Annotated in this window: 23 protein-coding genes, 6 tRNA genes and 1 other RNA gene; 21 read left to right on the top strand and 9 right to left on the bottom strand. The window is 57.2% G+C overall.

What is annotated here, in order from left to right; genetic code table 11:
- Positions 1-5: 5 nt before the first annotated feature.
- Entirely contained in the window at positions 6-1,667 is a 1,662-nt protein-coding gene (locus AC6I79_RS05920) for an alpha-keto acid decarboxylase family protein (RefSeq protein ID WP_104093029.1), read from the bottom strand.
- Between the two features lie 213 nt (positions 1,668-1,880).
- Here AC6I79_RS05920 and AC6I79_RS05915 point away from each other — a divergent pair, with 213 nt between their 5' ends.
- Together AC6I79_RS05915 and AC6I79_RS05910 are read left to right on the top strand one after the other, a co-directional pair.
- Entirely contained in the window at positions 1,881-2,870 is a 990-nt protein-coding gene (locus AC6I79_RS05915; RefSeq protein ID WP_215480569.1) for an aldo/keto reductase, read from the top strand.
- Positions 2,871-3,027: 157 nt separating this feature from the next.
- Positions 3,028-3,372, top strand: a complete 345-nt coding sequence (locus AC6I79_RS05910; RefSeq protein WP_059012163.1) for a DUF2502 domain-containing protein — start codon at positions 3,028-3,030, stop codon at positions 3,370-3,372.
- Between the two features lie 50 nt (positions 3,373-3,422).
- Here the strand turns inward: AC6I79_RS05910 and AC6I79_RS05905 are convergent, their stop codons facing one another.
- Positions 3,423-4,664, bottom strand: a complete 1,242-nt coding sequence (locus AC6I79_RS05905) for an Nramp family divalent metal transporter (protein WP_021508247.1) — start codon at positions 4,662-4,664, stop codon at positions 3,423-3,425.
- Between the two features lie 370 nt (positions 4,665-5,034).
- Between AC6I79_RS05905 and AC6I79_RS05900 the strand changes: the two genes are divergently transcribed.
- From AC6I79_RS05900 to AC6I79_RS05880, 5 genes are all read left to right on the top strand, one after another.
- Positions 5,035-6,225 carry a NupC/NupG family nucleoside CNT transporter gene (locus AC6I79_RS05900; protein ID WP_031279840.1) on the top strand — a complete coding sequence of 397 codons (1,191 nt, stop codon included), beginning with the start codon at positions 5,035-5,037 and terminating at the stop codon, positions 6,223-6,225.
- 192 nt (positions 6,226-6,417) lie between these two features.
- Complete coding sequence (locus AC6I79_RS05895; protein ID WP_264251117.1) at positions 6,418-7,506, top strand: LLM class flavin-dependent oxidoreductase; 1,089 nt, start codon at positions 6,418-6,420, stop codon at positions 7,504-7,506.
- Complete coding sequence (locus AC6I79_RS05890) at positions 7,506-8,489, top strand: ABC transporter substrate-binding protein (protein ID WP_264251114.1); 984 nt, start codon at positions 7,506-7,508, stop codon at positions 8,487-8,489. Before AC6I79_RS05895 ends, AC6I79_RS05890 begins: the two co-directional genes overlap by 1 nt.
- Positions 8,486-9,076, top strand: coding sequence for a cysteine dioxygenase family protein (locus AC6I79_RS05885; protein ID WP_059012166.1), 591 nt, complete (start codon positions 8,486-8,488; stop codon positions 9,074-9,076). The genes AC6I79_RS05890 and AC6I79_RS05885 overlap by 4 nt, the downstream gene beginning before the upstream one ends.
- Positions 9,069-10,685, top strand: a complete 1,617-nt coding sequence (locus tag AC6I79_RS05880; protein WP_264251109.1) for a rhodanese homology domain-containing protein — start codon at positions 9,069-9,071, stop codon at positions 10,683-10,685. Before AC6I79_RS05885 ends, AC6I79_RS05880 begins: the two co-directional genes overlap by 8 nt.
- A gap of 125 nt (positions 10,686-10,810) precedes the next feature.
- Here the strand turns inward: AC6I79_RS05880 and AC6I79_RS05875 are convergent.
- Positions 10,811-10,886: transfer RNA gene (locus AC6I79_RS05875), tRNA-Ala, on the bottom strand.
- Positions 10,887-10,930: 44 nt separating this feature from the next.
- Positions 10,931-11,006: transfer RNA gene (locus tag AC6I79_RS05870), tRNA-Ala, on the bottom strand.
- A 361-nt stretch (positions 11,007-11,367) separates the two neighbouring features.
- Between AC6I79_RS05870 and AC6I79_RS05865 the strand changes: the two genes are divergently transcribed.
- Both AC6I79_RS05865 and AC6I79_RS05860 read left to right on the top strand, forming a co-directional pair.
- Complete coding sequence (locus AC6I79_RS05865; protein WP_021508241.1) at positions 11,368-12,156, top strand: formate/nitrite transporter family protein; 789 nt, start codon at positions 11,368-11,370, stop codon at positions 12,154-12,156.
- Between the two features lie 111 nt (positions 12,157-12,267).
- Complete coding sequence (locus tag AC6I79_RS05860) at positions 12,268-12,621, top strand: YfeC-like transcriptional regulator (protein WP_058758359.1); 354 nt, start codon at positions 12,268-12,270, stop codon at positions 12,619-12,621.
- A gap of 83 nt (positions 12,622-12,704) precedes the next feature.
- Here the strand turns inward: AC6I79_RS05860 and gltX are convergent, their stop codons facing one another.
- The gene (gene gltX / locus AC6I79_RS05855) at positions 12,705-14,126 is read right to left on the bottom strand and encodes a glutamate--tRNA ligase (RefSeq protein ID WP_264251106.1); all 1,422 of its coding nucleotides are present in this window, start codon (positions 14,124-14,126) and stop codon (positions 12,705-12,707) included.
- 273 nt (positions 14,127-14,399) lie between these two features.
- Here gltX and AC6I79_RS05850 point away from each other — a divergent pair.
- The 6 genes from AC6I79_RS05850 to AC6I79_RS05825 all read left to right on the top strand — a co-directional run bounded on the left by AC6I79_RS05850 (position 14,400) and on the right by AC6I79_RS05825 (position 16,220).
- Positions 14,400-14,475: transfer RNA gene (locus AC6I79_RS05850), tRNA-Val, on the top strand.
- A 41-nt stretch (positions 14,476-14,516) separates the two neighbouring features.
- Positions 14,517-14,592: transfer RNA gene (locus AC6I79_RS05845), tRNA-Val, on the top strand.
- Between the two features lie 41 nt (positions 14,593-14,633).
- Positions 14,634-14,709: transfer RNA gene (locus tag AC6I79_RS05840), tRNA-Val, on the top strand.
- 4 nt (positions 14,710-14,713) lie between these two features.
- A tRNA-Lys gene (locus AC6I79_RS05835) sits at positions 14,714-14,789 on the top strand.
- A 44-nt stretch (positions 14,790-14,833) separates the two neighbouring features.
- Positions 14,834-14,970, top strand: a non-coding RNA gene (locus AC6I79_RS05830) — RtT sRNA.
- An 893-nt stretch (positions 14,971-15,863) separates the two neighbouring features.
- The gene (locus AC6I79_RS05825) at positions 15,864-16,220 is read left to right on the top strand and encodes a FlxA-like family protein (protein ID WP_058781778.1); all 357 of its coding nucleotides are present in this window, start codon (positions 15,864-15,866) and stop codon (positions 16,218-16,220) included.
- On the opposite strand, the gene AC6I79_RS05820 is transcribed toward AC6I79_RS05825, so the two are convergent.
- Positions 16,217-17,137: a LysR family transcriptional regulator gene (locus AC6I79_RS05820; protein ID WP_021508089.1), complete on the bottom strand. Its 921-nt coding sequence runs from the start codon at positions 17,135-17,137 to the stop codon at positions 16,217-16,219. The two genes, AC6I79_RS05825 and AC6I79_RS05820, sit on opposite strands and share 4 nt — an antisense overlap.
- Before the next feature lie 101 nt (positions 17,138-17,238).
- Here AC6I79_RS05820 and AC6I79_RS05815 point away from each other — a divergent pair, with 101 nt between their 5' ends.
- Entirely contained in the window at positions 17,239-18,240 is a 1,002-nt protein-coding gene (locus tag AC6I79_RS05815) for a bile acid:sodium symporter family protein (RefSeq protein WP_021508088.1), read from the top strand.
- A 31-nt stretch (positions 18,241-18,271) separates the two neighbouring features.
- Here AC6I79_RS05815 and AC6I79_RS05810 read toward each other — a convergent pair whose 3' ends face one another.
- From AC6I79_RS05810 to zipA, 3 genes are all read right to left on the bottom strand, one after another.
- Entirely contained in the window at positions 18,272-18,490 is a 219-nt protein-coding gene (locus AC6I79_RS05810) for a DUF3820 family protein (RefSeq protein ID WP_211727058.1), read from the bottom strand.
- 1 nt (position 18,491) lies between these two features.
- Positions 18,492-20,510, bottom strand: a complete 2,019-nt coding sequence (gene ligA, locus AC6I79_RS05805; RefSeq protein ID WP_211727059.1) for an NAD-dependent DNA ligase LigA — start codon at positions 20,508-20,510, stop codon at positions 18,492-18,494.
- 72 nt (positions 20,511-20,582) lie between these two features.
- Complete coding sequence (gene zipA / locus AC6I79_RS05800; protein WP_159378600.1) at positions 20,583-21,560, bottom strand: cell division protein ZipA; 978 nt, start codon at positions 21,558-21,560, stop codon at positions 20,583-20,585.
- Between the two features lie 217 nt (positions 21,561-21,777).
- On the opposite strand from zipA, the gene cysZ reads away from it, so the two are divergent.
- The 5 genes from cysZ (at position 21,778) to ptsI (ending at position 26,185) form a co-directional block, all read left to right on the top strand.
- The gene (cysZ, locus tag AC6I79_RS05795) at positions 21,778-22,539 is read left to right on the top strand and encodes a sulfate transporter CysZ (RefSeq protein ID WP_211727060.1); all 762 of its coding nucleotides are present in this window, start codon (positions 21,778-21,780) and stop codon (positions 22,537-22,539) included.
- A 140-nt stretch (positions 22,540-22,679) separates the two neighbouring features.
- The gene (gene cysK, locus AC6I79_RS05790; protein WP_021508083.1) at positions 22,680-23,651 is read left to right on the top strand and encodes a cysteine synthase A; all 972 of its coding nucleotides are present in this window, start codon (positions 22,680-22,682) and stop codon (positions 23,649-23,651) included.
- 16 nt (positions 23,652-23,667) lie between these two features.
- Positions 23,668-23,862, top strand: a complete 195-nt coding sequence (locus tag AC6I79_RS05785; RefSeq protein ID WP_159378601.1) for a hypothetical protein — start codon at positions 23,668-23,670, stop codon at positions 23,860-23,862.
- 178 nt (positions 23,863-24,040) lie between these two features.
- Positions 24,041-24,298: a phosphocarrier protein Hpr gene (gene ptsH / locus AC6I79_RS05780; protein WP_007889063.1), complete on the top strand. Its 258-nt coding sequence runs from the start codon at positions 24,041-24,043 to the stop codon at positions 24,296-24,298.
- Between the two features lie 159 nt (positions 24,299-24,457).
- Positions 24,458-26,185 carry a phosphoenolpyruvate-protein phosphotransferase PtsI gene (ptsI, locus tag AC6I79_RS05775; protein WP_021508081.1) on the top strand — a complete coding sequence of 576 codons (1,728 nt, stop codon included), beginning with the start codon at positions 24,458-24,460 and terminating at the stop codon, positions 26,183-26,185.
- Positions 26,186-26,204 lie beyond the last annotated feature (19 nt).

Below are 26,204 nucleotides of genomic sequence, written 5' to 3'. Positions count from 1 at the left end.
CTGTCCTAAACTTTGTGGCTATTGCGCTGGTGCAGCGCCGCCGTGACGGTGCGCAGCAGCGGCGGCAAATCCTGTTTCTCCATCACCACCTCAATCAGTGACAGGCAACGCGCCTCGCTGAGCAGCGCCATCACGGCGTCGAGCTGCGCCGTTTCACTGATGCGCCAGCTCTGCGCCGCACAATTCAGGCTCATCGCCTGCGGCAGCGCGGTCCAGTTCCACTGCGCGATGTCGTTGTAGCGCTGTTCCGCTCCATGGATCGCGCGTTCGACAGTGTATCCCTCATTATTCAGCAGAAAAATGATCGGGCTTAAGCCGTCGCGCTGGATCGATCCCAGTTCCTGAATGGTCAGCTGCGCCGATCCATCGCCGATGATCAGAATGACGCGGCGGTCGGGCTGCGCCGTCTGGGCACCAAAGGTGGCGGGTAAAGTATAGCCAATGGAACCCCATAAAGGTTGTACCAGCAGCTGCGCATCATGCGGTAAACGCAGCGCGGCAGCGCCAAACGCCGCCGTGCCCTGATCGGCAAGGATAATATCACCGGGCTGCAGGAAACGCTGCATCGCCTGCCAGAAAGCCTGCTGACTGATTACGGCGGCAGCAGCGGGCGGTGCATCGTCCGGCATGTCGGCCACGCCCGTGGCCCAGTGCGCGCAGTGGCGCTGATAAACCGGCAGCAGCGCGGCCAGCGCCTGCGCCATGCTCAGCGGTGCGAAGGTTTCTCCGGCGACGCTGGCATGAAACGGCTGCAGATCAATCACCCGCTGCGCCGACAGCTGCTGGGTAAACCCGGCGGTCAGGGTGTCGGTAAAACGCACGCCGACGCACAGGGTGACATCGGTATCTTCAATTGCCGCGCGCACGGTTTCGCGGCTGCCGCTGGCGGCGTAGGTGCCGACGAAGCCCGGTTGCTGCTCATCCAGCACGCCCTTGCCCATCAGTAGCGTCGCAGCCGGAATGGCGCGCAGCGCACGCAGCTCAGCCAGCGGTGCCTGCAGCTGCCAGCGGGCAGCGAGAAAATCGGCCAGCAGCGCCACGCGCTGCGCCGGTGCCAGCAGGTGTTCCGCCGCTGCGGCAAACGCCTGCGCCACGTCGCGGTTTTCAGCCGGTGCCGGGCTGGCGCTGGCTGACGGCAGCGTTACCGTGGCGGCGGCGACATCCACCGCCAGCAGCAGATAGCCCGGACGGTGCTGCTGCAGCGCGCCAGCGATGACCCGATCAATTTCAGCCACGGCGTTGTCGGCGCTCAGCACCGCGCTGGCGGCACTGACTTCCTGGGCCATGCGCAGAAAATGGCCAAAATCGCCGTCGCCGAGCGAATGATGCACGCAGTCGCCCTGCTGCTGGGCGTGGCTGGCGGGAGCGCCGACGATGTGAATCACCGGCACATATTCGGCGTAGCTGCCGGCGATGCCGTTAATCGCACTAAGTTCACCGACGCCAAAGGTGGTCAGCAGCGCGGCCGCGCCGTTGCAGCGACCGTAACCATCGGCCGCATAGGCGGCATTGAGTTCATTAGCGCAGCCGACCCAGGTAATGCCGGGATGGTCAATGACGCTGTCGAGAAATTGCAGGTTGTAGTCGCCGGGTACGCCGAACAGATGGCGGATACCCGCCTGGTGCAAACGATGCAGTAAATAGTCGCCAACGTTAAGAGTGTTCATCGACCGCTCCTGTGAGGGGGAATGATCAGGAGTATTAGCGATGTGGCTGAACTGGCGAGATTTTCACCATCATCGCGCTGTCATGCATGGCAAGCATTCGTTACGACGACAGAAAATTCTGTAAGTTGCGATCTTTGCCGCGTTACGGCGCAGTGTAAACGCATACACTGCTATGCTGATGCCACTTTCTCCCACCTGAGACAGGAACGCTGCATGAGTACTTTTCCCCACGCCGAACGTTATCACCAGATGCAGTATCGCCGCAGCGGCCGCAGCGGCCTGAAGCTGCCGGCGATTTCGCTGGGTCTATGGCACAACTTTGGCGACAGCACGCGCGTCGACAACAGCCGCGCGCTGCTGCGTCACGCATTTGATCGCGGTATTACCCATTTTGATCTGGCCAATAACTACGGGCCGCCGCCCGGTTCTGCGGAGAGCAACTTTGGCCGCATTCTGCGCGAAGATTTTCACGGCCTGCGCGACGAGCTGGTGATCTCCACCAAAGCGGGTTACACCATGTGGGACGGTCCGTACGGCGACTGGGGCTCACGCAAGTACCTGATTTCCAGCCTCGATCAAAGCCTGAAGCGCATGGGGCTGGAGTACGTGGATATCTTTTATCACCATCGTCCGGATCCGGAAACGCCGCTGGAAGAGACCATGCGCGCGCTCGATCAGGTGGTGCGTCAGGGTAAAGCGCTGTACGCGGCGATTTCGAACTACCCGGCGGATAAAGCCGCCGCCGCTATCGCCATGCTGCGCGATCTCGGCACCCCCTGCCTGATCCACCAGCCGCGCTATTCGATGTTCGAACGCACGCCGGAACAGGGTCTGCTGGACGTGCTGGGTGACAATGGCGTCGGCTGTATTGCTTTTTCACCACTGGCCGGTGGCGTGCTGACCGACCGCTATCTGCAGGGCATTCCGCAGGATTCGCGCATCGCCAGCGGCAGCAAATTCCTCAACGAAAACCAGCTGACGCCAGAGAAGATGGCGAAAGTGCAGCAGCTGCAGGCGCTGGCGCATCAGCGCGGTCAAAAGCTGGCGCAAATGGCGCTGCGCTGGGTGCTGCGCGACACGCGCGTCACGTCGGTGCTGATTGGCGCCAGTAAAACCGCGCAGATTGACGATGCCGTCGACATGCTGAGCCAGCCTGAATTAACCGCGGACGAGATCGCTGCCATTGAGCAAATTCTGGTGTAACCGTTTACCCGCCCGGAATTTTCCGGGCGCTGTCTTTAGCAGAAAACGCTGCACAACCTTTCGCTGACACTTTTTCAGACTAAATCTCAAGGCGTGTCTGGTCCGATATGGCACACTAGCGCCACGGTAGCCTCGATGCTATCGATGAGGAGAAAGTATGAAACGTGCAATTTTGTTTGCCGCTTTGCTGGCAACGTTATCCCCTCTGGCGCTGCACACAGCTGAAGCCAGTAGCGCTACCATCAATCTGGCCCCTGGCGTCACGCTGCATCTCGGCGATCGCGATCGTCGCGGCTACTACTGGGACGGTGGTCGCTGGCGTGAACCGCGCTGGTGGCACGATCGCTATCAGTACAACGATCATCGCTGGTGGCGTCACGAAGAGTGGAAACGCCACCGTGCCTGGGAGCGTGAACGTGAGCGCCGCTGGCACGAGCGCGAACGTCGCGAACACTGGCGTCACGATCACCGGCACGACCGCCACGACCATCATCACCATTAAAAAAAATCCCGGCGCAGACGCAGCCGGGATTTTTTTATTCAGTCATTTGTTTACCAGCCGAGCGCTTCGCCCACCAGCAAATAGATATTCAGCGCCACCACCAGCACCACAATCAGCCGACCGGCATTTTGCATCAGGCGTGAGTTCACCAGTTCATCGCCCATGATGTCACGGTTCCCGGTGAACGACAGCAGCGGAATCAGCGCCAGCGCAATACCGAAGCTCAGCAGCACCTGGCTCATCACCAGAATGCGCGTCGGATCCCAGCCCGCCCAGATAACAATAAAGGACGGCAGCATAGTAATGGTACGACGGAACCACAGCGGAATGTGGAAGCGGATAAAGCCCTGCATCACCACCTGGCCGGCCAGCGTGCCCACCACGGTAGAAGAGAGGCCGGCCGCTACCAGACTCAGCCCGAACACAATCGCCGCCGCGTGACCCAGCAGCGGCTGCAGCGTCAGATAGGCCTGGTCGAGATCGACAATGCTGGTGTGACCGCTAAAGTGAAACGCGGCCGCTGCGGTGGCCATCATCGCCAGGTTAACGAAACCGGCAATGGTCATGGCGATCGCCACGTCGAGCTTGGTGGAGGAGTAGCGCTCCGCCTTGCTGCCTTTATTACCGTACTGCGTCAGCGCCGAGTGCAGATAAATGACGTGCGGCATAATGGTCGCGCCCAGTACGCCAGCCGCGAGGAATACCGCGTCCGAAGTAGGCAGGCTCGGCAGCGCCATGCCCACCACCAGATCGCTGACGCGCGGCTGCGAGAAGAACAGCTCAACGATATAAGCGGCGGCGACAAACAGCAGCAGCCCGCCAATCACCAGCTCCAGCGGCTTCTGTCCACGGTTTTGCAGCATCAGGATCAGGAACGTGGCGATACCGGTTAACACCGCGCCCTGCAGTAGCGAGATGCCGAGCAGCAGCTTAAAGCCGAGCGCAGCCCCGATGAATTCCGCCAGATCGGTGGCCATGGCGATGATCTCCGCCTGTACCCAGTAGAACCATACCGCCGGGCGCGGGAAGCGATCGCGAATATGCTCGGCGAGGTTTTTACCGGTGGCAATGCCCAGCTTGGCGGACATCAGCTGGATCAGCATCGCCATGATGTTGGCCCATACCACCACCCACAGCAGTTTGTAGCCGTACGCGGCCCCCGCCTGGATGTTGGTGGCAAAGTTGCCGGGATCGATATAACCAATGGCCGCGATGAAGGCCGGTCCCAGCAGCGCGAGCTTGATCTTTCTGGCTCCGCGAGCGGCGCGCTCGGCGGTGCGACTTTCTGACATAGTTTTGACCCTGTCCTAACGCTTGTCTGACCCATCCAGCTTACGGGGCATTCAAGGCAAGTGAAATTTGGTTATAGTTATCGCATTGATAGATGGTGCTATAAAGTATAGCCATTGCTATACCACAAGGTAAAGTTAGCGCTTGCTAAAAATTATGCAACAGGTTTCACTCTACTCCCGGGTCAAATTATAGACAATCTCTTTGTGGATATTTCTTGTGATCTATTTGTAAACAGGTTGTGAGCGGTGAGACTAATCTGAGAAATAAAGCGATACCGAATACTTATATTGTGGTTTTGATCTCGTTTTTAAGTAACGCGTTACATAGAATACGCAGCAAAATACAACCCTCCTCAAATTTGGAGCCGATATGTCCCATATTTTGCACTTCCTTTTAGCATTGGTGGTGGTAGCCGTGCTGGCGTTACTCGTCAGTCACGATCGTAAGAGTATCCGGATTCGCTATATCGTTCAGCTGCTGGTGATTGAAGTGCTGCTGGCGTGGTTCTTCCTTAACTCCGAAGCAGGCCTTGGTTTTGTTAAAGGTTTCGCCGGGCTGTTTGATCATCTGCTCAAATATGCAGCAGAAGGCACCAATTTCGTGTTCGGTAACATGAACGAGAAAGGCCTGGCCTTCTTCTTCCTCAATGTTTTGTGCCCTATCGTCTTCATCTCGGCCCTGATCGGTATTTTGCAGCATTTCCGCATCCTGCCGTGGGTGATTCGCGCTATCGGTACCGTGCTGTCGAAGATCAACGGCATGGGCAAACTGGAATCCTTTAACGCCGTCAGCTCTCTGATTCTGGGACAGTCAGAAAACTTTATCGCCTATAAGGATATCCTTGGCAAAATGTCACAGCGCCGCATGTACACCATGGCAGCCACCGCGATGTCGACAGTGTCGATGTCGATTGTGGGTGCCTACATGACGATGCTGCAGCCAAAATACGTAGTGGCCGCGCTGGTGCTCAACATGTTCAGTACCTTTATCGTGTTGTCGCTGATTAACCCGTACCGCGTGGACAGCGAAGAAGACCTGCAGCTGCAGGATCTGCATAAAGGTCAGAGCTTCTTTGAGATGCTGGGTGAATACATCCTGGCCGGTTTCAAAGTGGCGATTATCGTTGCGGCGATGCTGATTGGCTTTATCGCGCTGATCTCCGGCCTCAACGCGCTGTTTGATACCATCTTTGGCATCAGCTTCCAGGGTGTGCTCGGCTATGTGTTCTATCCGTTTGCCTGGGTAATGGGCGTGCCATCCAGCGAAGCGCTGCAGGTGGGCAGCATCATGGCGACCAAGCTGGTTTCTAACGAATTCGTTGCAATGATGGACCTGCAGAAAATCGCCGGTCAGCTGTCGCCGCATGCTGAAGGCATTCTGTCGGTGTTCCTGGTCTCCTTCGCCAACTTCTCCTCAATCGGTATTGTCGCAGGCGCGATCAAAGGTCTGCATGAAGAGCAGGGTAACGTGGTATCACGTTTTGGCCTGAAACTGCTGTACGGCTCGACGCTGGTGAGCGTGCTTTCCGCCGCCATCGCCGGTCTGGTGCTGGGCTTCTGATGTACAGGGCGGGCTGCGGCTCGCCCTTCTCTTCTTTTATATACCTAAGCGTTATATCCCGCGCCAGTCAGCCTGCCGCCGCGTCACGCCCTGCTTCACCGTTTCCCGCAAACCCTTTGCACAATATCGAATTTCCGTTGTTGCCGTCTGCGCCCGTAGCTTTTCCTTCTGACCTCACCTCAGGAGAATCGCATGAGCATTCAGTTCCTTGGCATGATTGGCCACCGGCTTGCCTCAGAAATCATTCCCGCGTCCGGCACGTTGTTCGATAAAGATTACATCGCCCGCTTTGCCCGCGCCCATGAAGCGGCCGGTTTCGACCGCATCCTTGTCGGCTACTGGTCCGATCAACCCGATGGCTTTCTGGTCACCGCTCACGCAGCGGCGCATACCCAGAAGATTAAATTCCTGCTGGCGCACCGTCCGGGGTTTGTCGCGCCCACGCTGGCGGCCCGCAAGCTGGCTTCGCTCGACCATCTCACCGACGGCCGCCTGGCCGTGCACATTATCAGCGGCGGCAGCGACAGCGAACAGCGCCGCGACGGTGATTTTCTCAGCAAGGCTGAACGCTATGCGCGCACCGACGAATTTCTCAGCGTGCTGAAACAGAGCCTTGAATCGCCGCAGCCTTACGATCATCAGGGCCGGTTTTACCAGGCTGAGCAGGCGTTCTCCGCCATTAAACCGTTGCAACATAAGCTGCCGATCTATTTCGGCGGATCGTCACAGGAGGCGATTGACGTGGCGGCGCGGCATGCTGATGTCTTCGCGCTGTGGGGCGAACCGTTAAAAGGCGCGGCCGAGACGGTACGTAACGTGCGTGCGGCGGCGGCCGCGCAGGGGCGCCAGATTGCGTTTAACATCTCCTTCCGGCCTATTCTGGGTAACACCGAAAAAGAAGCCTGGGAGCGCGCCGAACATATCCGCGCCACCGCAGAGAAGCAGCTGGCGGAGACCGGCTATACCTTTGGTTTGCCGAAGCCGCAGAGTGTCGGTGCGCAGCGTCTGCTGGCGGCGGCGCATGAGAGCGAACGCCACGACAAAGTGCTGTGGACCGGCGTGGCAAAACTGGTGCAGGGCGGCTACAACTCCACCGCGCTGGTCGGCACGCCGGATCAGGTTTCTGAGGCGCTGCTGGATTACTATCGCCTCGGCATTCATAGCGTGCTGATCCGCGGATTTGACCCGCTGAATGACGCGGTGGAATACGGCCGTGAACTGCTGCCGCTGACGCGTGAAAAAGTGGCTGCGCTCAGCGCAACTGAAAAAAGGAGCGCCTGATGCGTCTCGCCGCTCTGTTTGCCGGTGTTGCGCTGGCCCTCGCGTCACTCCAGCCGCTACTGGCGGCCGATAAAGTCACGCTGCGCCTCGGCGATGTGAAAGGCGATCGTTTTGCCGCCCTGAAAGCTTCGGGCGAACTGAACAATCTGCCTTACGATCTTAAGCTCACCGCCTTTGACTCCGGCGCGCCGGTGCAGGAAGCGCTCAATGCCGGGGCGCTCGACGTTGGCTTTACCGGCGATTTGCCGTTTCTGTTTGTCTATGCGGCAGGTGCGCCGGTGAAAGCCGTGGGTGCCTGGCAAAATAACCCGGACAGCATTGCTCTGCTGACCCGCCCCGACGCCGGCATTCACCGGCTGCAGGATTTAAAAGGTAAGCAGATCGCGGTCAACCGCGGCGGCTGGGGACACTATCTGCTGCTTGGCCTGCTGGAGCGCGCGGGCCTGACGCCGCAGGATGTCACGCTGCGCTTTCTCGGACCGGTGGATGGCCGCGCGGCGCTGACGTCCGGTGCGGTCGCGGCCTGGGCGCCGTGGGAGCCCTATATCGCCACCTCGACCGCCATCGACGGCACGGTGCGCGTACCGGACGGCGGGGGTAAAGGCATTATGTCCGGTTACTCCTACGCGCTGGCCCGCAATGAAGCGTTGCAGGACGCCGGCAAGCGGGAAGCGATTGCCGACCTGCTGGCGCGACTGGCGAAGGCGCAAATCTGGGCGCAACACCATCCGCAGGAATTCGCCGGCGTGCTGAGCCAAACCCTGAATATGCCCCCCGCCATTACCCGCAGCTGGATTGACGATGCGAGTATCCGCCCGCTGGTGTTTGATACGCACCTGATTGCCACGCTGCAGAAATCCGCCGACTTTTTCCATCGTTATCAGGTGTTGCCAAAACAGGTCGATGTCAGTCAGGCGTTTGACTTCAGCCTGTCCGCCGCCGCTAACCGCATCGCCCAGCACGCGCCGGGAGACAAATCATGAGTGATTATCAGCACCATCGCCTGCGCACCTTCGTCGCCCGGCTGGCCACCCTGCTCGACAGCCAGCCGGACGAAGCGACCATTTTGCGGCAGGGCAGCGGCTGGCTGGCCGAACTGATTCGCCACGATGACTGGCTGGATGAGGCGTTTACCCAGCCCCATCCGCAGCACTATCAGCAATATCTGCTGTATGCCGATGCGCAGCAGCGCTTTTCCGTGGTGAGTTTTGTCTGGGGGCCGGGTCAGCAGACGCCGATTCACGATCACCGCGTCTGGGGCCTGATTGGCATGCTGCGCGGCGCCGAGATTTCACAATCGTGGCAGCCGGGCCCGCACGGTTTACAGGCAGAAGGTGCGCCGGTGCGGCTTGAACCCGGCAACGTGGAGGCGGTGTCGCCAACGGTCGGTGATATCCATCGCGTCAGCAACGCCTTTGACGATCGCGTCTCTGTCAGTATCCACGTGTATGGCGCGAATATCGGCGCGGTTGAGCGCGCGGTCTACACCGCCGACGGCCACGAAAAGCGCTTTATTTCCGGCTACAGCAACCGTTATCTACCTAACATTTGGGACCTTTCACATGACTAAACCGGTTTTCCCGTTTCGCCAGGCGGCGGAACTGCTGGCAGCGCTGCGTCAGCAACAGGAAGTGGCGATCATTGACGTGCGCGATGAGGCGCTGTTTGCCACCGGGCATCCGCTGTTTGCCGTCAACATTCCGCTGTCAAAGCTGGAGCTGGAGCTGCTGGACCGCATTCCCCAACGTCACACCGCCATTACGCTGTATGACAACGGCGAAGGCCTGGCGCAGACCGCCGCTGAACGTCTCGCCGCACTGGGTTATCAGCAGGTCACGCTACTGGCCGATGATTTAGCCGGCTGGCAGGCGGCTGGCGGTGAGCTGTTTATCGATGTCAATTCACCCAGCAAAGCGTTTGGCGAACTGGTGGAACATCATGCCCGCACCCCTTCGCTCTCCGCCGATGAGGTACAGGCGCTGATTAGCGATGATGCCGACGTGGTGGTTTTGGATGCGCGGCGCTTCGATGAATATCACACCATGAGCATTCCGGGCGCCACCAGCGTACCGGGCGGCGAACTGGTGCTGCGCGTGCGCGATTTAGCCCCCTCACCGCGCACCACAGTGATTGTGAATTGCGCCGGACGCACGCGCAGCATTATTGGCACGCAGTCGCTGGTCAATGCCGGTATTCGTAATCCGGTATTCGCGCTGCGCAACGGCACCATTGGCTGGACGCTGGCCGGTCATGCGCTGGAGCATGGGCAGAGCCGCCGCTATGGCAACGCCAGCGAAACCGCGCAACGTCAGGCCGCGAGCCAGGCCCGCGCCATTGCCGATCGCGCCGGCGTGACGCGCATTCCTCTGGCGACGCTGACGCGCTGGCAGCAGGAAGCACGCACCACCTACCTGTTTGACGTGCGTGATGCCGAAGAGTACGCCGCCGGTCATCTGCCGGGCAGCCGCCACGTGGCGGGCGGCCAGCTGGTACAGGAGACCGATCATTACGCCAGCGTGCGCGGTGCGCGTATCGTGCTGGTGGATGATGACGGTGTCCGCGCCAATATGACCGGCTCCTGGCTGGCGCAGCTTGGCTGGCAGGTGGCGGTGCTTGACGCATTGCAGGCCAGCGATTTCAGCGCTGTCGGTAGCTGGCAGCCGCAGGTGGCGCCGGTTGCTGCGCCGGAATCGATCTCCCCCGCGCAGCTGGCCGAGTGGCTGGCCACTGGCGACACGCAGGTGCTGGATTTCACCACGCTCGCCAGTTACCGCAACAGCCATATTCCCGGGGCGGCCTGGCTACTGCGTTCCACCCTGCAGCAGCAGGGCAAGGCACTACTGCCCGATGCTGGCCGCTATGTGCTGACCTGCGGCAGCAGTCTGCTGGCCAGCTATGCCGTGGAGCAAATTGCCACGCTGACCGGCAAACCAGTGCGGGTGCTGGCGGGAGGCAATGCAGCCTGGCGCGCCGCCGGTCTGCCCACCGAACAGGGCGAGCAGCGCCTGCTCTCGCCGCCCATCGATCGTTATCGCCGCCCGTACGAAGGCACCGATATTGAACCGGACGTGATGCAGGCCTATCTTGACTGGGAATATGGTCTGGTGGCGCAACTGGATCGCGACGGTACCCACGGTTTTCGCGTGCTGCAGTTGCAGCCACAGGCCGTGACGGTTTAACACGGAAAGGCGCTGCAAGTCAGCGCCATTGCGCGTAGCCAGTCGGCGAATGCAACGTCACACTGCGCAAACGGGCAGTATTATTATCGGGTTTTAAGTACGTTTGTTCTGAACGAACAGAGAATTGGTGGAGATAAGCGGGATCGAACCGCTGACCTCTTGCATGCCATGCAAGCGCTCTCCCAGCTGAGCTATACCCCCACATCTGGAATTCGTTTTTTCAGTGCAAACCGTTGGGAGCGGTTTGGTGGAGCTAAGCGGGATCGAACCGCTGACCTCTTGCATGCCATGCAAGCGCTCTCCCAGCTGAGCTATAGCCCCGTACCGAAAAAACCGCCGAGTTACCTCGACGGACGGCATAATATGAGACCGCTGTTTGAGTGTCAACGGCAAATTCTCGTTCTGCGTGCGATCGCTGAAAAAGGCGGCAACCCTGTGTCGCCGTGGCTTTTTTTTCAGCGCAGCGCGTGCTCGTCATCCCTGCCCTCAGCCGTTATCTCAACGCTGCCTCAACGGTGGGCCACGCCGAGGTTAACTTTAGGTTAAAGATGTTAGCGTCAGGCTTGTTTTCGTTAATGGTGCGTGTAAAACTTAGCGCGCTAATTAACCGGTTAGCCGTCCAGGGTATTCACTCGCTAACCGGCCAGCACGTCCTCCTTGTTTAATAAAAGAAAAGTGAACTATGTCGCTGCATACACCTAAAGAGATCGCGCAACTGGCGATTCAGGCCGGCGTGGCTAAAAGCCGTCTGCCGGTTTCCACCTTATTAATTCTTGGCTTTATGGCTGGCGCGTTTATCGCGACCGGCTTCCTGCTCGATCTGCACGTTATTAACCAGCTGCCTGCTGAATGGGGCTCGTTTGCCGGCTTCCTCGGTGCGGCGGTATTCCCGGTCGGACTGATTCTGACCGTGCTGGCGGGTGGCGAACTGCTGACCGGCAACATGATGACGCTGCCCATTGCCTGGTTCGCGCGCCGCATTAGCGGTTTCAGCGTGCTGCGTAACTGGTTTTGGGTCACCATCGCCAATTTTATTGGCAGCGTTGCGGTAGCATGGTTCTTCGGCCATCTGCTCGGCATGACCGAAGGCGACTATCTGAAGAAAACCGTGGCGATCGCCCATGCCAAAGTGAACGCCGATTTCATGCACGCGTTCATCTCCGGCATCGGCTGCAACTGGCTGGTGTGCCTGGCGGTGTGGCTGGCCTTCGCCAGTAAAGATATGGTCGGCAAAATCTTCGGCATGTGGTTCCCGGTGATGGCCTTCGTGGCAATCGGTTTCCAGCACGTGGTGGCCAACATGTTTATCGTGCCTGCCGCAATTTTTGCCGGTCAGATGAGCTGGGCAGAATTTGCACCTAACGTGGTTGCGGTATTTTTAGGCAATGGTGTGGGCGGTGCGATCTTTGTCGGCCTCACCTATTTCCTCGCCTTCCGTCCGGCACAGGCGGCGGTCAGCGAAGCGCAGTAAACCGATTTTGCCTTTTGTCGCACAGCAAAAGGCATTTTCTGCCTTGATTACTTTTCCCCGTAACGTTTTGTTGTAATATGTAGAGCTAATGTATTTAACAGGGACAGCATCGTGAAAAAGGAATGGCTCACTCCCGAAGAGCTCGCGCTGGAAACGGGCTACAGTCGGCAGACGGTGAATAAATGGATCAAGCGTGAAAACTGGACGACCACGCCTAAGCCCGGTGTACAGGGCGGTAAGGCGCGATTAATCCACATTGATGAGCGTGTCAAAAGCTTCATTCAGTCCACCCGCCATGCAAACGAACCGGCGGCGAATTACGGCGCTCAGCAAAATACGTTACCTGCGTTATTAATAAATTCTGTCCAGCAAATGACGGCCACCGAACAGGAACAACTGGCGGCGCTGTTATTGCGGGAAGGGATCAGGGGCGTATTACAGCGGTTAGGAATCCAGGAAGAATAGAAAAGCCGGAAGCAGTGAGATGCTTCCGGCTTTTTTGTTGCCTACCTCATCACAGCAGCCTGACAGGCCGCTGTTCAGCTCAATCAGGCCTGTGCTTCACGCTCCGCGATGAACGCCAGCGCTTTTTCTATACGCGCCACGCTGCGGCTGCGGCCGATGGCTTCCACCGTCACGTCGAGCCCAGGCGACTGACCGGCACCGGTTACGGCAACGCGCAGCGGCATACCGACTTTGCCCATGCCGAGTTCAAGTTCATCCGCAGCAGCCTGAATGGCGTGATGCACGTTTTCCGCATTCCAGTCGCTGTCGCTGATGGCCGCCAGCTTGTCGCGCACCACTTCCAGCGGCTGACGCGCCACCGGACGCAGATGCTTTTTCGCTGCGTCCGCATCAAAGGCGTCAAACTCTTCATAGAAGTAGCGGCAGGACGCGGCGATTTCGACCAGCGTTTTGCAGCGCTCACCCAGCAGCGTCACCAGCTTCGCCAGCTCCGGTCCGGTGCGGGTATCGATATTCTGCTGCTCAATGTGCCACTGCAACTGGGTCGCGACATATTCCGGCGGCAGCGTATTAATGTAATGGTGATTGAGCCACTGCAGTTTCTCGGTGTTGAAGGCGCTGGCCGATTTGCTCACCGCATCAAGGGTGAACAGTTCGGTCATTTCCGGCACGCTGAAAATCTCCTGATCGCCATGCGACCAGCCGAGGCGCACCAGATAATTAAGCAGCGCTTCCGGCAGATAACCGTCGTCGCGATACTGCATGACGCCCACCGCGCCGTGACGCTTGGACAGCTTTTTACCGTCATCGCCGAGGATCATGGATACGTGCGCGTAGGTCGGCACTTCCGCCCCAATCGCTTTCAGGATGTTGATCTGACGCGGCGTGTTGTTGATGTGGTCTTCACCACGAATGACATGGGTGATGCCCATGTCCCAGTCGTCGACCACCACGCAGAAGTTGTAGGTCGGTGAACCGTCGGTACGGCGGATGATCAGATCATCCAGCTCCTGGTTGCTGAATTCGATCGGACCACGAATCTGATCGTCAAAAATTACCGAACCGTCCTGCGGGTTGCGGAAGCGCACCACGCACGGCTCATCGGCAGCATGATGTTCATGGCTGTCGCGGCAGCGGCCGTCATAACGGGGCTTCTCGCCTTTTTCCATCTGCTCTTCACGCAGCGCGTCCAGACGCTCTTTCGAGCAATAGCATTTATAAGCAGTACCGGCTTCCAGCATTTCGTCGATAACGTCGTTATAACGGTCGAAACGTTTGGTCTGGTAGTACGGGCCCTCATCCCAGTCGAGATTCAGCCAGTTCATCCCATCCATAATGGCTTCGATCGCTTCCGGCGTGGAGCGTTCCAGGTCGGTATCTTCGATACGCAGGACGAATTCGCCCTGGTTATGGCGAGCATAAAGCCATGAGTAAAGCGCAGTACGCGCACCACCGACGTGCAGATAGCCCGTCGGGCTGGGTGCGAAGCGAGTTTTGATTTTCATTCAGCATTGCCTTAAATGCGCAGGTTTCGTTGTCTGGATGACAAAAAAACGGGTTAACGCGGAAAAACAGTGCGCATATTCTAGCAGGTGAGGCTGATTCCTCAATCACTGTCACGCTGGCGGCGCGGGCAGAAGTGCGTTTTTCTGCTAATAAAACCAGCACATTGGCTAAAAGCGCTGCATGATGTCTAAATTTAAAGCGAACGCACATTTATGTTTTAAAAAGCGTTGACTCACTTCGAAGGATCCCTATAATGCGACTCCACACAGCGGGGGTGATTAGCTCAGTTGGTAGAGCATCTCCCTTACAAGGAGGGGGTCGGCGGTTCGAGCCCGTCATCACCCACCACTCTTAATGAGATGGCCCGCAGTGAACAAGAGATAAGATATGGGTGATTAGCTCAGTTGGTAGAGCATCTCCCTTACAAGGAGGGGGTCGGCGGTTCGAGCCCGTCATCACCCACCATATCTTAGTCAGATGACACTCTTGTTAAGCAGTACCGAAGTGGGTGATTAGCTCAGTTGGTAGAGCATCTCCCTTACAAGGAGGGGGTCGGCGGTTCGAGCCCGTCATCACCCACCACTTCGGGTCGTTAGCTCAGTTGGTAGAGCAGTTGACTTTTAATCAATTGGTCGCAGGTTCGAATCCTGCACGACCCACCAAATTCAGGAAAAAGCGCCCTCAGGGCGCCTTTTTCGTTTCTGTGCGCCGATGCTGAACGTGCAGGATGAGAACCTGCTGCAGGTTCGACTGAATCGCCGGGAGCGATTCAGGCTGATGCGCCAGCATCACCCGCAGGGCGAGGCCCCGGATGGGCCGAGGCATATCCTGCACAACCCACCAAATTCTGAAAAGAGCGCCCTCAGGGCGCTTTTTTCGTTTCTTCACATCCCACTTCCCAGGCCACCAGCTAAGCTGCAACTGCATTCAACCACGTTTGCACGTTTGGTAGCGGCGCAATTTATTGCGCGATAAATCGCGCCGCTACAAATGGTGTACGATTTGCGGTTGCCTTACCTGGTTGCCCTTACGCCATCAGGGCGCTTTTTTCGTTTCTTCACATCCCACCCCCAAGGCTGCCAGTTAAGCTGAAACTGCATTCAATCAAAGTTGCACATGTGGTAGCGGCGCAATTTATTGCGCGATGAATCGCGCCGCTACAAATGGTGTGCGATTTGCGGTTGCCTTACCTGGTTGCTCTTACGTCCTCAGGGCGCTTTTTTCTTTTCTTCATATCCCACTTCCCAGGCTACCGGTTAAGCTGCAACTGCGTTCAACCACGGTTGCACGTTTGGTAGCGGCGCAATTTATTGCGCGATAAATCGCGCCGCTACGAATAGGGTGCGACTTGCGGTTGCCTTACCTGGTTGCTCTTACGTCCTTAGGGCGCTTTTTTTGTTTCTTCACATCCCACTTCCCAGGCTATCAGCTAAGCTGCAACTGCATTCAACTACGGTTGCACGTTTGGTAGCGGCGCAATTTATTGCGCGATGAATCGCGCCGCTACGAATAATGTGCGATTTGCGATTGCCTTACCTGACCGCTCTTACGTTCTCAGGGCGCTTTTCCGCTTCAGCTGTGAAGAAAGAACCCGCTCTGCCTGAGGCCGTGCCCGCCCTATCCCCTTCCGCATCCTCATTCCTGACGAAACCTTTTCGCAAATTTAACACCTCTCACCCTCAAGCCGCAGCGGCTGCGTTCCGATAACGAAAGGGCACATTTGCAAGGAGAACGTTATGACCACCATTTCGACCAATACCAATATTGGCAGCAGCAGTACTTCGGGATCCGGAAACGCATCCGGCAGTAGCGATAGCGCTTCGAAAATCGCCAGCCTGACCAAACAAATCGCCAGCCTGAACGATGAACTGAAAGACATCGCGAAGGACAAAAGCCTGACCGAGAAGCAAAGAAAGGATAAGCAGGAGACGATTAACGCGCAGATTCAGCTGCTGCAGGCGCAAATCCAGCAGTTGCAGAAGCAGGAAAAGGAGAAAGCGGAGCAGAAGCAGGAGAAACAGGAGGTTACTGCAGTGAAAGCGGATGGCATCAACCGCCCAACCGACAGCAACCAACTTGACGTTTATGTTTAAAACGCCGGATTAAGCGCGCGATCCTGCGTCAGCAGCGCCGCCTGCTGACGCACTTCCTGCCAGATAGCCTCCGCTGCCGGCGTAAGTGACCGGTTTTTGCGTTTAATCAGCATCAGGCTGCGATTGATCTCCGGATAGAGCCGGCGCACCGTCAGCTTACGACCAGACGGCAGCGGCAGCGCCAGTGCCGGTAAGATACTGATGCCAATGCCCGCTTCCACCATCGGATAAAGCGTGGCCGGATGGCCAATCTCCTGCACCACCTGCACGTTCAGCGCCAGCCGCTGCAATGCGGCATCGACCAGCAAACGGCTGCCCGACGCGTAATCCTGCAGCACCATAGCGCGACCAGCCAGCATTGACCACTGAGCCTGCGGCACCTGCGCCAGCGCATCATCCTGATGGCACAACAGTAAAAACGGCTCCTGCAGAATCTCCTCGCTATCGAAATCCGCATCCTGCAGCGGACCGATGACGATGCCAAAATCGACTTCCGCATTGCGCACGCTCTGCAATACCCACTGCTGCACGCGGTCGTGCAGAATCACCCGAATGTCGGGGTAGCGCAGCTGGCTGCTGGCCAGACATTGCGGCATCAGATGCGCCGAGGGCGTCTGGCTGGCCGCCACGCGCACCGTGCCGCTGCGCTGCTCGCCATAGCTGCGCACATCGAGCAGCGTGGTATTGAGCTCCTCCAGCAGTCGTTCCAGCCGCGTTGCCAGTTGCTGTCCGGCTTCACTCAGTAACACTTCGCGCGTGGTGCGATCCAGCAGCCGTACGCCCATCTCCGCTTCCAGCTCTTTAATACTGTGACTGACAGCCGACTGGCTCAGCCCAATCGCCTGCCCTGCCTGGCTGAAACTGCCGTGCTGCGCCACCGCCACAAAGGTGCGCAACTGTCGTAAGGTGTAATTCATCGATTACGCTCATAGATTAATGCAATAAATCAATTTTATTTCTAAACGCGACTGACGCACAATCAGCAACATCATTTATTACATTTAACCGGATTGTAACAATGGGCTTTTTACGACTTGACCCGATGATGGTCAAACTCATCATCACCGTGCTGCTGGCCAGCTTCTTCCCGGCCAAAGGCGGGTTTGTCGATTTCTTCGAATACCTGACCACCGCGGCCATCGCCCTGCTGTTCTTCATGCACGGTGCCAAACTGTCGCGCGAGAAGATCATCGCCGGCAGCAGCCACTGGCGGCTGCATCTGTGGATTATGTGCAGTACCTTCGTGATTTTCCCGATCCTTGGCCTGCTGCTGGTGTGGTGGCATCCGGTCAACGTCGGCGCGGAGATCTACACCGGTTTCCTCTACCTGTGTATCCTGCCGGCGACAGTGCAGTCCGCGATTGCTTTCACCTCCATGGCGGGCGGTAACGTTGCCGCGGCGGTGTGTGCTGCCTCCGCCTCCAGTCTGCTGGGCGTCTTTATTTCGCCGCTGCTGGTTAACCTGGTGATGAATGTGCACAGCGATGCGCCGGGTAACGGTCTGGAGCAGATTGGTAAAATCATGCTGCAGCTGCTGGTGCCCTTTGTGCTGGGCCACCTGGCACGCCGCTGGATTGGTGGCTGGGTAGAGAAGCATCGCAGCCTGATTGGCAAAACCGATCAAACCTCGATTCTGCTGGTGGTCTATTCGGCGTTTAGTGAAGCGGTGGTTAACGGCATCTGGCACCGCGTCGGCGTTGATACCCTGCTGTGGATTCTGGCTGGCAGCCTGCTGATTCTGTTCGTCGCACTGGCAATCAACCTTGGCGCTTCCCGGCTGTTTGGCTTTAGCCGTGCGGATGAGATTGTGGTGCTGTTTTGCGGCTCGAAAAAGAGCCTGGCAAACGGCGTGCCGATGGCCAACATTCTGTTCCCGGCCAGTGCAGTGGGGATTATTGTCCTGCCGCTGATGATCTTCCATCAGGTCCAGCTGATGGTGTGCTCGTTCATTGCCCAGCGCTATAAAGCCGGCAATGAGAAGAAGCTGGCGAAGCAACAGATTGAAGCGCAGAAGTCATAAAACATCAGGCCCGCAATTGCGGGCCTGTCACTTATTCACTGCGCTTGAGCGGTTTAACTAAGTCCTGTAAGCCTTCGATTTTGATCGCCAGCGTCAGCTGCATCAGCTCACCCAGTTTGCCGGCGGGAAACTCATTTTTACGCGCAAACCATAGCAGATACTCTTCCGGCACATCGATCAGCATCCGTCCTTTGTATTTGCCAAACGGCATCGCGGTATTGGCAATTTCAACCAGCTGCTGCTTATCCATCTCAGGCGCCCAGTAACCGAATCATTTCGGCTTCATCGATCACCGCAATCCCCAGCTCCTGCGCTTTTGCCAGCTTGGAACCGGCGGCCTCACCGGCGATCAGCAGATCGGTTTTTTTCGATACGCTGCCGCTGACTTTGGCCCCCAGCGCCGTCAGCCGCGCTTTGGCATCGTCACGGTTCATCTGCGACAGCGAGCCAGTCAGTACCACGGTTTTTCCGGCAAACGGGCTGTCGATCTCTTCGGCTTTGACCACTACCACCGCCGGCCAGTGCACGCCCACCTCCTCCGTCAGCTGGCGGATCACTTCACGGTTGCTCTCCTCTTCCATGAAGTTGCGCACGTGCGCTGCCACCACTTTGCCGACGTCCTGTACCGCGATTAGCGCATCGAGATCGGCGTTCATGACTTTTTCCAGCTCGCCAAAGTGGTTCGCCAGGTTGGCCGCCGTCGCCTCGCCCACTTCGCGGATGCCGAGCGCATACAGGAAGCGCGGCAGTGTAGTGAATTTGGCTTTTTCCAGCGCGTCCACCACATTTTGCGCTGATTTCGGCCCCATGCGGTCCAGTCCGGTCAGCTTGCCGGCGGTGAGACGGAACAGATCGGCCGGGGTTTTGACGTACTCTTTTTCCACCAGCTGGTCGATGATTTTATCGCCCATGCCGTCCACGTCCATCGCACGGCGTGAGACAAAGTGCTTCAGCGCCTCTTTGCGCTGCGCGCCGCAAATCAGCCCGCCGGTACAGCGCGTTACGGCTTCGCCTTCCACACGCTCTACGTCAGAGCCGCACACCGGACAGTGGCTGGGGAACACAATCTCGCGCGCATCCGCCGGACGCTCAGATTCCACCACGTTGACCACCTGCGGAATCACGTCACCGGCGCGACGAATCACCACTTTGTCACCGATACGCAGCCCCAGCCGGGCGATTTCATCGGCGTTGTGCAGCGTCGCATTACTGACTATGACGCCCGCGACCTGCACCGGTTCGAGGCGCGCCACCGGCGTAATCGCGCCGGTACGTCCGACCTGAAACTCAACGTCGCGCACGATCGTCATCTGCTCCTGCGCCGGGAACTTGAATGCCACCGCCCAGCGCGGTGCGCGCGCCACAAAGCCCAGCTGCTCCTGCAGCGCCTGCGAGTCGACTTTGATCACCACGCCGTCAATATCAAAGCCGAGTGACGGACGGTCCTGCTCAACCTGACGATAAAACGCCAGCACTTCATCCGCGGTGTGCACCAGACGAATCCGGTCGCTGACCGGTAATCCCCAGGCCTTAAACTGTTGCAGACGCTGCCAGTGGCTGGCAGGCATTTCACCGCCCTCCAGCAGGCCAAAGCCGTAGCAGAAGAAGGTCAGCGGACGTTTCGCGGTGATACGCGGATCGAGCTGGCGCAGCGAGCCAGCCGCCGCATTACGCGGGTTGGCAAACACTTTGCCGCCGGTGCGTCGCGCTTCCTCATTCAGCTTCTCAAAGCCGCTTTCAGTCATAAATACTTCGCCGCGCACTTCTACCCGCGCCGGAATATTGTCGCCGTGCAGGCGCAGCGGAATGGCGTGAATGGTGCGCACGTTCGCCGTGATGTTTTCGCCGGTGGTGCCATCGCCGCGCGTGGCGGCACGCACCAGCAGGCCGTTTTCATACAGTAAACTCACTGCCAGACCATCCAGCTTCAGCTCGCAACAATAGGTGAGATCGTCAGTGCTTTTCAGGCGATCCTGCACGCGCTTATTGAAGGCAAGAAATCCGGCTTCATCAAAGGTGTTATCGAGCGACAGCATCGGCACTTCGTGGCGCACCTGTTCAAAGGTGGCAAGCGGTGCCGCGCCCACGCGCTGGGTAGGAGAATCCGGGGTGATTAAATCGGGATGCGCGCTCTCAAGCTCACGCAGTTCGCGCATCAATCGGTCATATTCTGCATCCGGGATTTCCGGCGTATCCATCACGTGATAGAGGTATTCGTGGTGGCGTAACGTGGTGCGCAGCTCGGTGATCTGCTCCTGAACCGATGTCATATTCTCTCGTCCGATAAAAAACCCCCGGCAAGCGGGGGTTATTTAGTTAAAAGGTGATACTGCTGGCGGCGTTTAGCCAATAACCTCGCGGATGCGTGCTTTGTAGGTTTCCAGCTTTTGTGGTGTCATCATGCGACGCTCATCATCCAGCACCACGCCACCAACATCATCGGCGATGCGCTGTGCTGATTGCAGCATCAGCTTAAAGTTCTGATTGGCGTCACCGTAGGACGGCACCATCATAAAGATCGAGACGCCCGGCGTAGTGAAATCGCCCATTTCATCCGGATTGAACGAACCCGGTTTGACCATGTTTGCCAGGCTGAACAGCACCGGACCGCTGCCGGCCGGGCTGAGATGGCGATGGAAAATGTTCATTTCACCAAACTGGAAGCCAGCCTGCAGAATGCCCTGCAGTAGCGCTTCACCGTTCAGTGCGCCACCGGCATGCGCGGCAACGTGCAACACCAGTACCGCTTCTTTTTTACTGCCCGGCGCAGCGGGCTGCGGTGCAGCTTCCTGCACAGGCGCAGGTTCAGGTTGTTTAACCTCCGGCTCGGCGGCGGTAAACTCCGGAGCCGGCTGGGTGGCGGACAGCGGTTCATTATCCAGCAGCGGATCGGCCTGAATCGGTTGTGGCCGCGGCACAGGCTGCGCCACTGGCGCCTGCGGTTGTGGCGCAGTTGCAGGCTGACGTACCGGCTCATCGTCCAGCAGCGGATCGCCGCTTAACGGCGTTTCCTGGCGTGGGAACGGTTGACGCACCGGTTCCGGCGCACGCGGAGCAGCAGGTTTGGTGACCGGCGCATCGAACGGCGGCTCGTCTTCGGCATCACGCTGACGACGCACGCGTACTTCGCCGACGCCATCGTCTTCGCTGTTCAGCAGATCATCGTCATCCGCTTCTTCACGCTGTTTCAGACGTTTGTGCGGGCGATCGCGAAACACGGAAGAGCGCTCTTTACGGCTGGTCCACAGTCCGTGAAGAAGCAGCGCTATTATGGCGATCGCGCCAACAACGATTAATATCAGACGCAAATCCTGCATCATTGTATTCTCTGTTGTTCCAATACCTTGCCACCACGGCAAACTTTATCCTCTAACTGTATTTGCCCAGCTACACAAGTGCAAGTCTGTGCAGTATTTTCTGACAAATAAGATAGCTGCCCCACGCTTTTTTGCTGTTTTTTCGCGCAAAGTGCGCCTGTCACCGATAAAAAGCCAGGTTATGATGTTGGCGCCGCTACATAAAGGAGAAAGGCTCGCTATGCCCGCTGAGAATTCGGTCTCATCCATGAATGGTATTCATTATTTTGCCCAGGGCTGGAAACTGGTGCGTCTGCCCGGTATCCGCCGCTACGTCATCATCCCGCTGCTGGTAAACATTGTGCTGCTGGGCGGTGCGTTTATCTGGCTGTTTCAGCGCCTCGGCCAGTGGATTCCCCGGCTGATGTCGCACGTGCCGGACTGGCTGCAGTGGCTGAGCTATCTGCTGTGGCCGCTGTCGGTGATTTCGATTGTGCTGGTATTCAGCTATTTCTTCTCCACCATCGCCAACTGGATTGCCGCGCCGTTTTGCGGCCTGCTGGCGGAGCAGCTGGAAGGGCGTCTGACCGGAAAACCCCTGCCGGACAGTGGCTGGCTCGGCATGATGAAAGACATCCCGCGCATCATGAAGCGCGAGTTACAGAAGCTCGGCTACTATTTGCCGCGCGCACTGGGCCTGCTGCTGCTCTATTTTATCCCCGGCTTTGGCCAGACCGTGGCGCCGGTGTTGTGGTTTCTGTTTAGCGCCTGGATACTATCAATACAATATTGCGACTATCCGTTCGACAACCACAAAGTCAGTTTTCCTCAGATGCGTAACGCGCTGCGTCAGCATAAAACCGCCAATATGCAGTTTGGCGCGCTGGTCAGTCTGTTCACCATGATTCCGATCCTCAATCTCGCCATCATGCCGGTCGCGGTATGCGGCGCGACCGCCATGTGGGTCGATCGCTACCGCAGCCAGCATGCGCGTCATCTATAATGCATCAAAAAGCCTTATGCATTTTTGCATCAGGCTTATGGTCGCAGGCTATATAGATATACGATTTCTTTCCTTCCGCCGGGGGTCAGAACAGGTATGCTCTGAGGGTTCCCAATATTTCATACAGTTAAGGACGGGCTATGAGTAAGATCTATGAAGACAACTCTCTGACAATTGGTCATACGCCGCTGGTTCGACTGAACCGCATCGGTAATGGACGCATTCTGGCGAAGGTCGAGTCGCGTAACCCGAGCTTCAGCGTTAAATGCCGTATCGGTGCCAATATGATTTGGGACGCAGAAAAACGCGGTATTCTGAAACCGGGCGTTGAGCTGGTAGAGCCAACCAGCGGCAACACCGGCATTGCGCTGGCCTATGTCGCCGCTGCGCGCGGCTACAAGCTGACGCTGACCATGCCTGAGACCATGTCGATTGAACGTCGCAAGCTGCTGAAAGCGCTGGGCGCCAATCTGGTGCTGACCGAAGGGCCAAAAGGCATGAAGGGCGCCATCGCTAAAGCAGAAGAGATTGTTGCCAGCGATCCGGACAAATATGTGCTGCTGCAGCAGTTCAGCAACCCGGCCAACCCGGAAATTCACGAAAAGACTACTGGCCCGGAGATCTGGGAAGACACTGACGGCGCCGTAGACGTTTTCATTGCCGGCGTGGGCACCGGCGGTACGCTGACCGGCGTGAGCCGCTACATCAAGAACACCAAAGGCAAGCAGGATTTGATCACCGTGGCCGTTGAGCCTACGGATTCCCCGGTCATCGCACAGGCGCTGGCGGGAGAAGAGATCAAACCGGGTCCGCATAAGATTCAGGGCATCGGTGCCGGTTTCATTCCGGGCAACCTTGACCTGAAACTGATTGATCGCGTGGTAGCCATCACCAATGAAGAAGCGATCAGCACCGCGCGTCAACTGATGGAAGAGGAAGGCATTCTGGCCGGTATCTCTTCCGGTGCAGCAGTGGCGGCTGCCCTTAAGCTGCAGGAAGATGAAGCCTTCGCCAATAAAAATATCGTGGTGATTCTGCCCTCTTCCGGCGAACGCTATCTCAGTACCGCACTGTTTGCCGATCTGTTCACCGAAAAAGAGCTGCAACAGTAAACGCCAGAGTCTGAAAATGATGAAAAAAGCACCCAAATGGGTGCTTTTTTGTGGCGCAGATCTCACTTTTATCACCGGGCAGATTGATTTCAGTGATGCGGCTCTGGTATTTAAGCAGCCAATTATTTCGGTGCCTGAAATTAATCTGCCTTTGAAGTGGATCAAGCTGAATCGATTTACTGATTTGGTGAAACGGCGAATCACGGCATAATCAGCAAAGTGACGTATTGCAGCAGTTTTGATCCGTCATCGAAAAAATGACTTTTTCATTCAAGCGCATTTTTTGGTCAGCGTGATGCCGTACCAGCGCACCTACACAGGCTAAAGTTACGGCTCCAGGCTAGACTTTAGATCCATAACACCAAACCTGATAAAGTTGGGGAAATAGAATGTTCCAGCAAGAAGTTACCATTACCGCACCTAACGGCCTCCATACCCGTCCTGCAGCTCAGTTCGTGAAAGAAGCAAAGGCTTTCCAGTCTGAAATCACCGTTACTTCTAACGGCAAATCTGCCAGCGCGAAAAGCCTGTTCAAACTGCAGACTCTGGGTCTGACTCAGGGTACGGTTGTTACGCTTTCTGCAGAAGGTGAAGACGAGCAGCAGGCGGTTGAGCATCTGGTCAAACTGATGGCTGAACTGGAGTAATTCCGCTCCGGCAAGCCATTAAACCGACTCCTTTGCCCCATTGAGTGCAATTATGTTGATCGCGGACAACCTGTCCGCGTTATTGCTTCCTTAGAGTACTGCTCCGCGACAGTGGCAACGCATTGGGTCAATGAGCCATCGTGATTAAAAGGTAGGGTTATGATTTCAGGCATTTTAGCATCACCGGGTATCGCTTTCGGCAAAGCACTGCTGCTGAAGGAAGACGAGATCGTCATCAGCCGTAAAAAGATTACTGACGACCAGGTTGAGCAGGAAGTTCAGCGCTTCCTCGACGGTCGCAGCAAAGCAGCCGGGCAGCTTGAAGCCATCCGTGTGAAAGCCGGTGAAACCTTCGGTGAAGAGAAAGCGGCGATCTTTGAAGGTCACATCATGCTGCTCGAAGACGAAGAGCTTGAGCAGGAAATCATCGACCTGATTAAAAAAGATCACGTAACCGCTGACGCCGCCGCCCACTCTGTGGTTGAAGGCCAGGCGAAAGCGCTGGAAGAGCTCGACGACGAATATCTGAAAGAGCGCGCGGCTGACGTACGTGACATCGGCAAGCGTCTGCTGCAGAACATTCTGGGTCTGCATATCGTTGACCTGAGCGCCATTGCTGACGAATCCATTCTGGTGGCGAAAGATCTGACGCCATCCGAAACCGCACAGCTGAACCTGAAAAAGGTGCTGGGCTTTATTACCGATCTGGGTGGTCGTACTTCACACACCTCGATCATGGCGCGTTCGCTGGAACTGCCTGCGATTGTCGGCACCGGTAACGTGACCGCTACCGTGAAAAACGGTGATTTCCTGATTATCGATGGCGTGAACAACAAGATTTACGTCAATCCGACCGACGACGTGCAGGAAGAGCTGAAAGCGATTCAGACGCAGTATCTGTCTGAGAAGCACGAGCTGGCGAAACTGAAAGATCTGCCAGCGATTACGCTGGACGGCCATCAGGTTGAAGTGTGCGCCAACATCGGTACCGTGCGTGATGTCGCCGGTGCTGAGCGCAACGGCGCGGAAGGTGTTGGTCTTTACCGTACTGAATTCCTGTTCATGGACCGCGATTCGCTGCCAAGCGAAGAAGAGCAGTTCCAGGCTTACAAAGCCGTGGCGGAAGCGATGGGTTCCCAGGCCGTGATCGTGCGCACCATGGACATCGGCGGCGACAAAGATCTGCCGTACATGAACCTGCCAAAAGAAGAGAACCCGTTCCTCGGCTGGCGTGCGATTCGTATCGCTATGGACCGCAAAGAGATTCTGCATGCCCAGCTGCGTGCTATTCTGCGTGCGTCTTCCTTCGGCAAACTGCGCATCATGTTCCCGATGATCATTTCGGTGGAAGAAGTGCGCTTCCTGAAGGCTGAGCTGGAGATGCTGAAGGCACAGCTGCGTGAAGAAGGTAAAGCCTTTGATGAGTCCATTGAAGTAGGCATCATGGTAGAAACCCCGGCTTCCGCAGTGATTGCCCGCCATCTGGCGAAAGAAGTCGACTTCTTTAGTATTGGGACAAATGACCTGACGCAGTATACTCTGGCGGTCGATCGTGGTAATGATTTGATTTCACACCTCTATAACCCAATGACGCCATCTGTACTGGGCCTCATTAAGCAAGTGATCGACGCATCACATGCCGAAGGGAAATGGACCGGCATGTGTGGTGAGCTGGCTGGTGATGAACGTGCTACACTACTGTTACTGGGAATGGGGCTGGACGAATTCAGCATGAGTGCCATTTCAATCCCAAGCATCAAGAAGATCATTCGCAATACCAATTTCGAAGATGCGAAGGCACTGGCAGAGCAGGCTCTGGCTCAACCCACAGCGGAAGATTTGATGAACCTGGTGAACAAGTTCATCAAAGAAAAAACGCTCTGCTGAGCCACGAGACGCTGGCCCC

Source organism: gamma proteobacterium symbiont of Scutellera amethystina (assembly GCF_059730845.1).
This window is presented reverse-complemented; position numbering and strand designations above follow the sequence as displayed.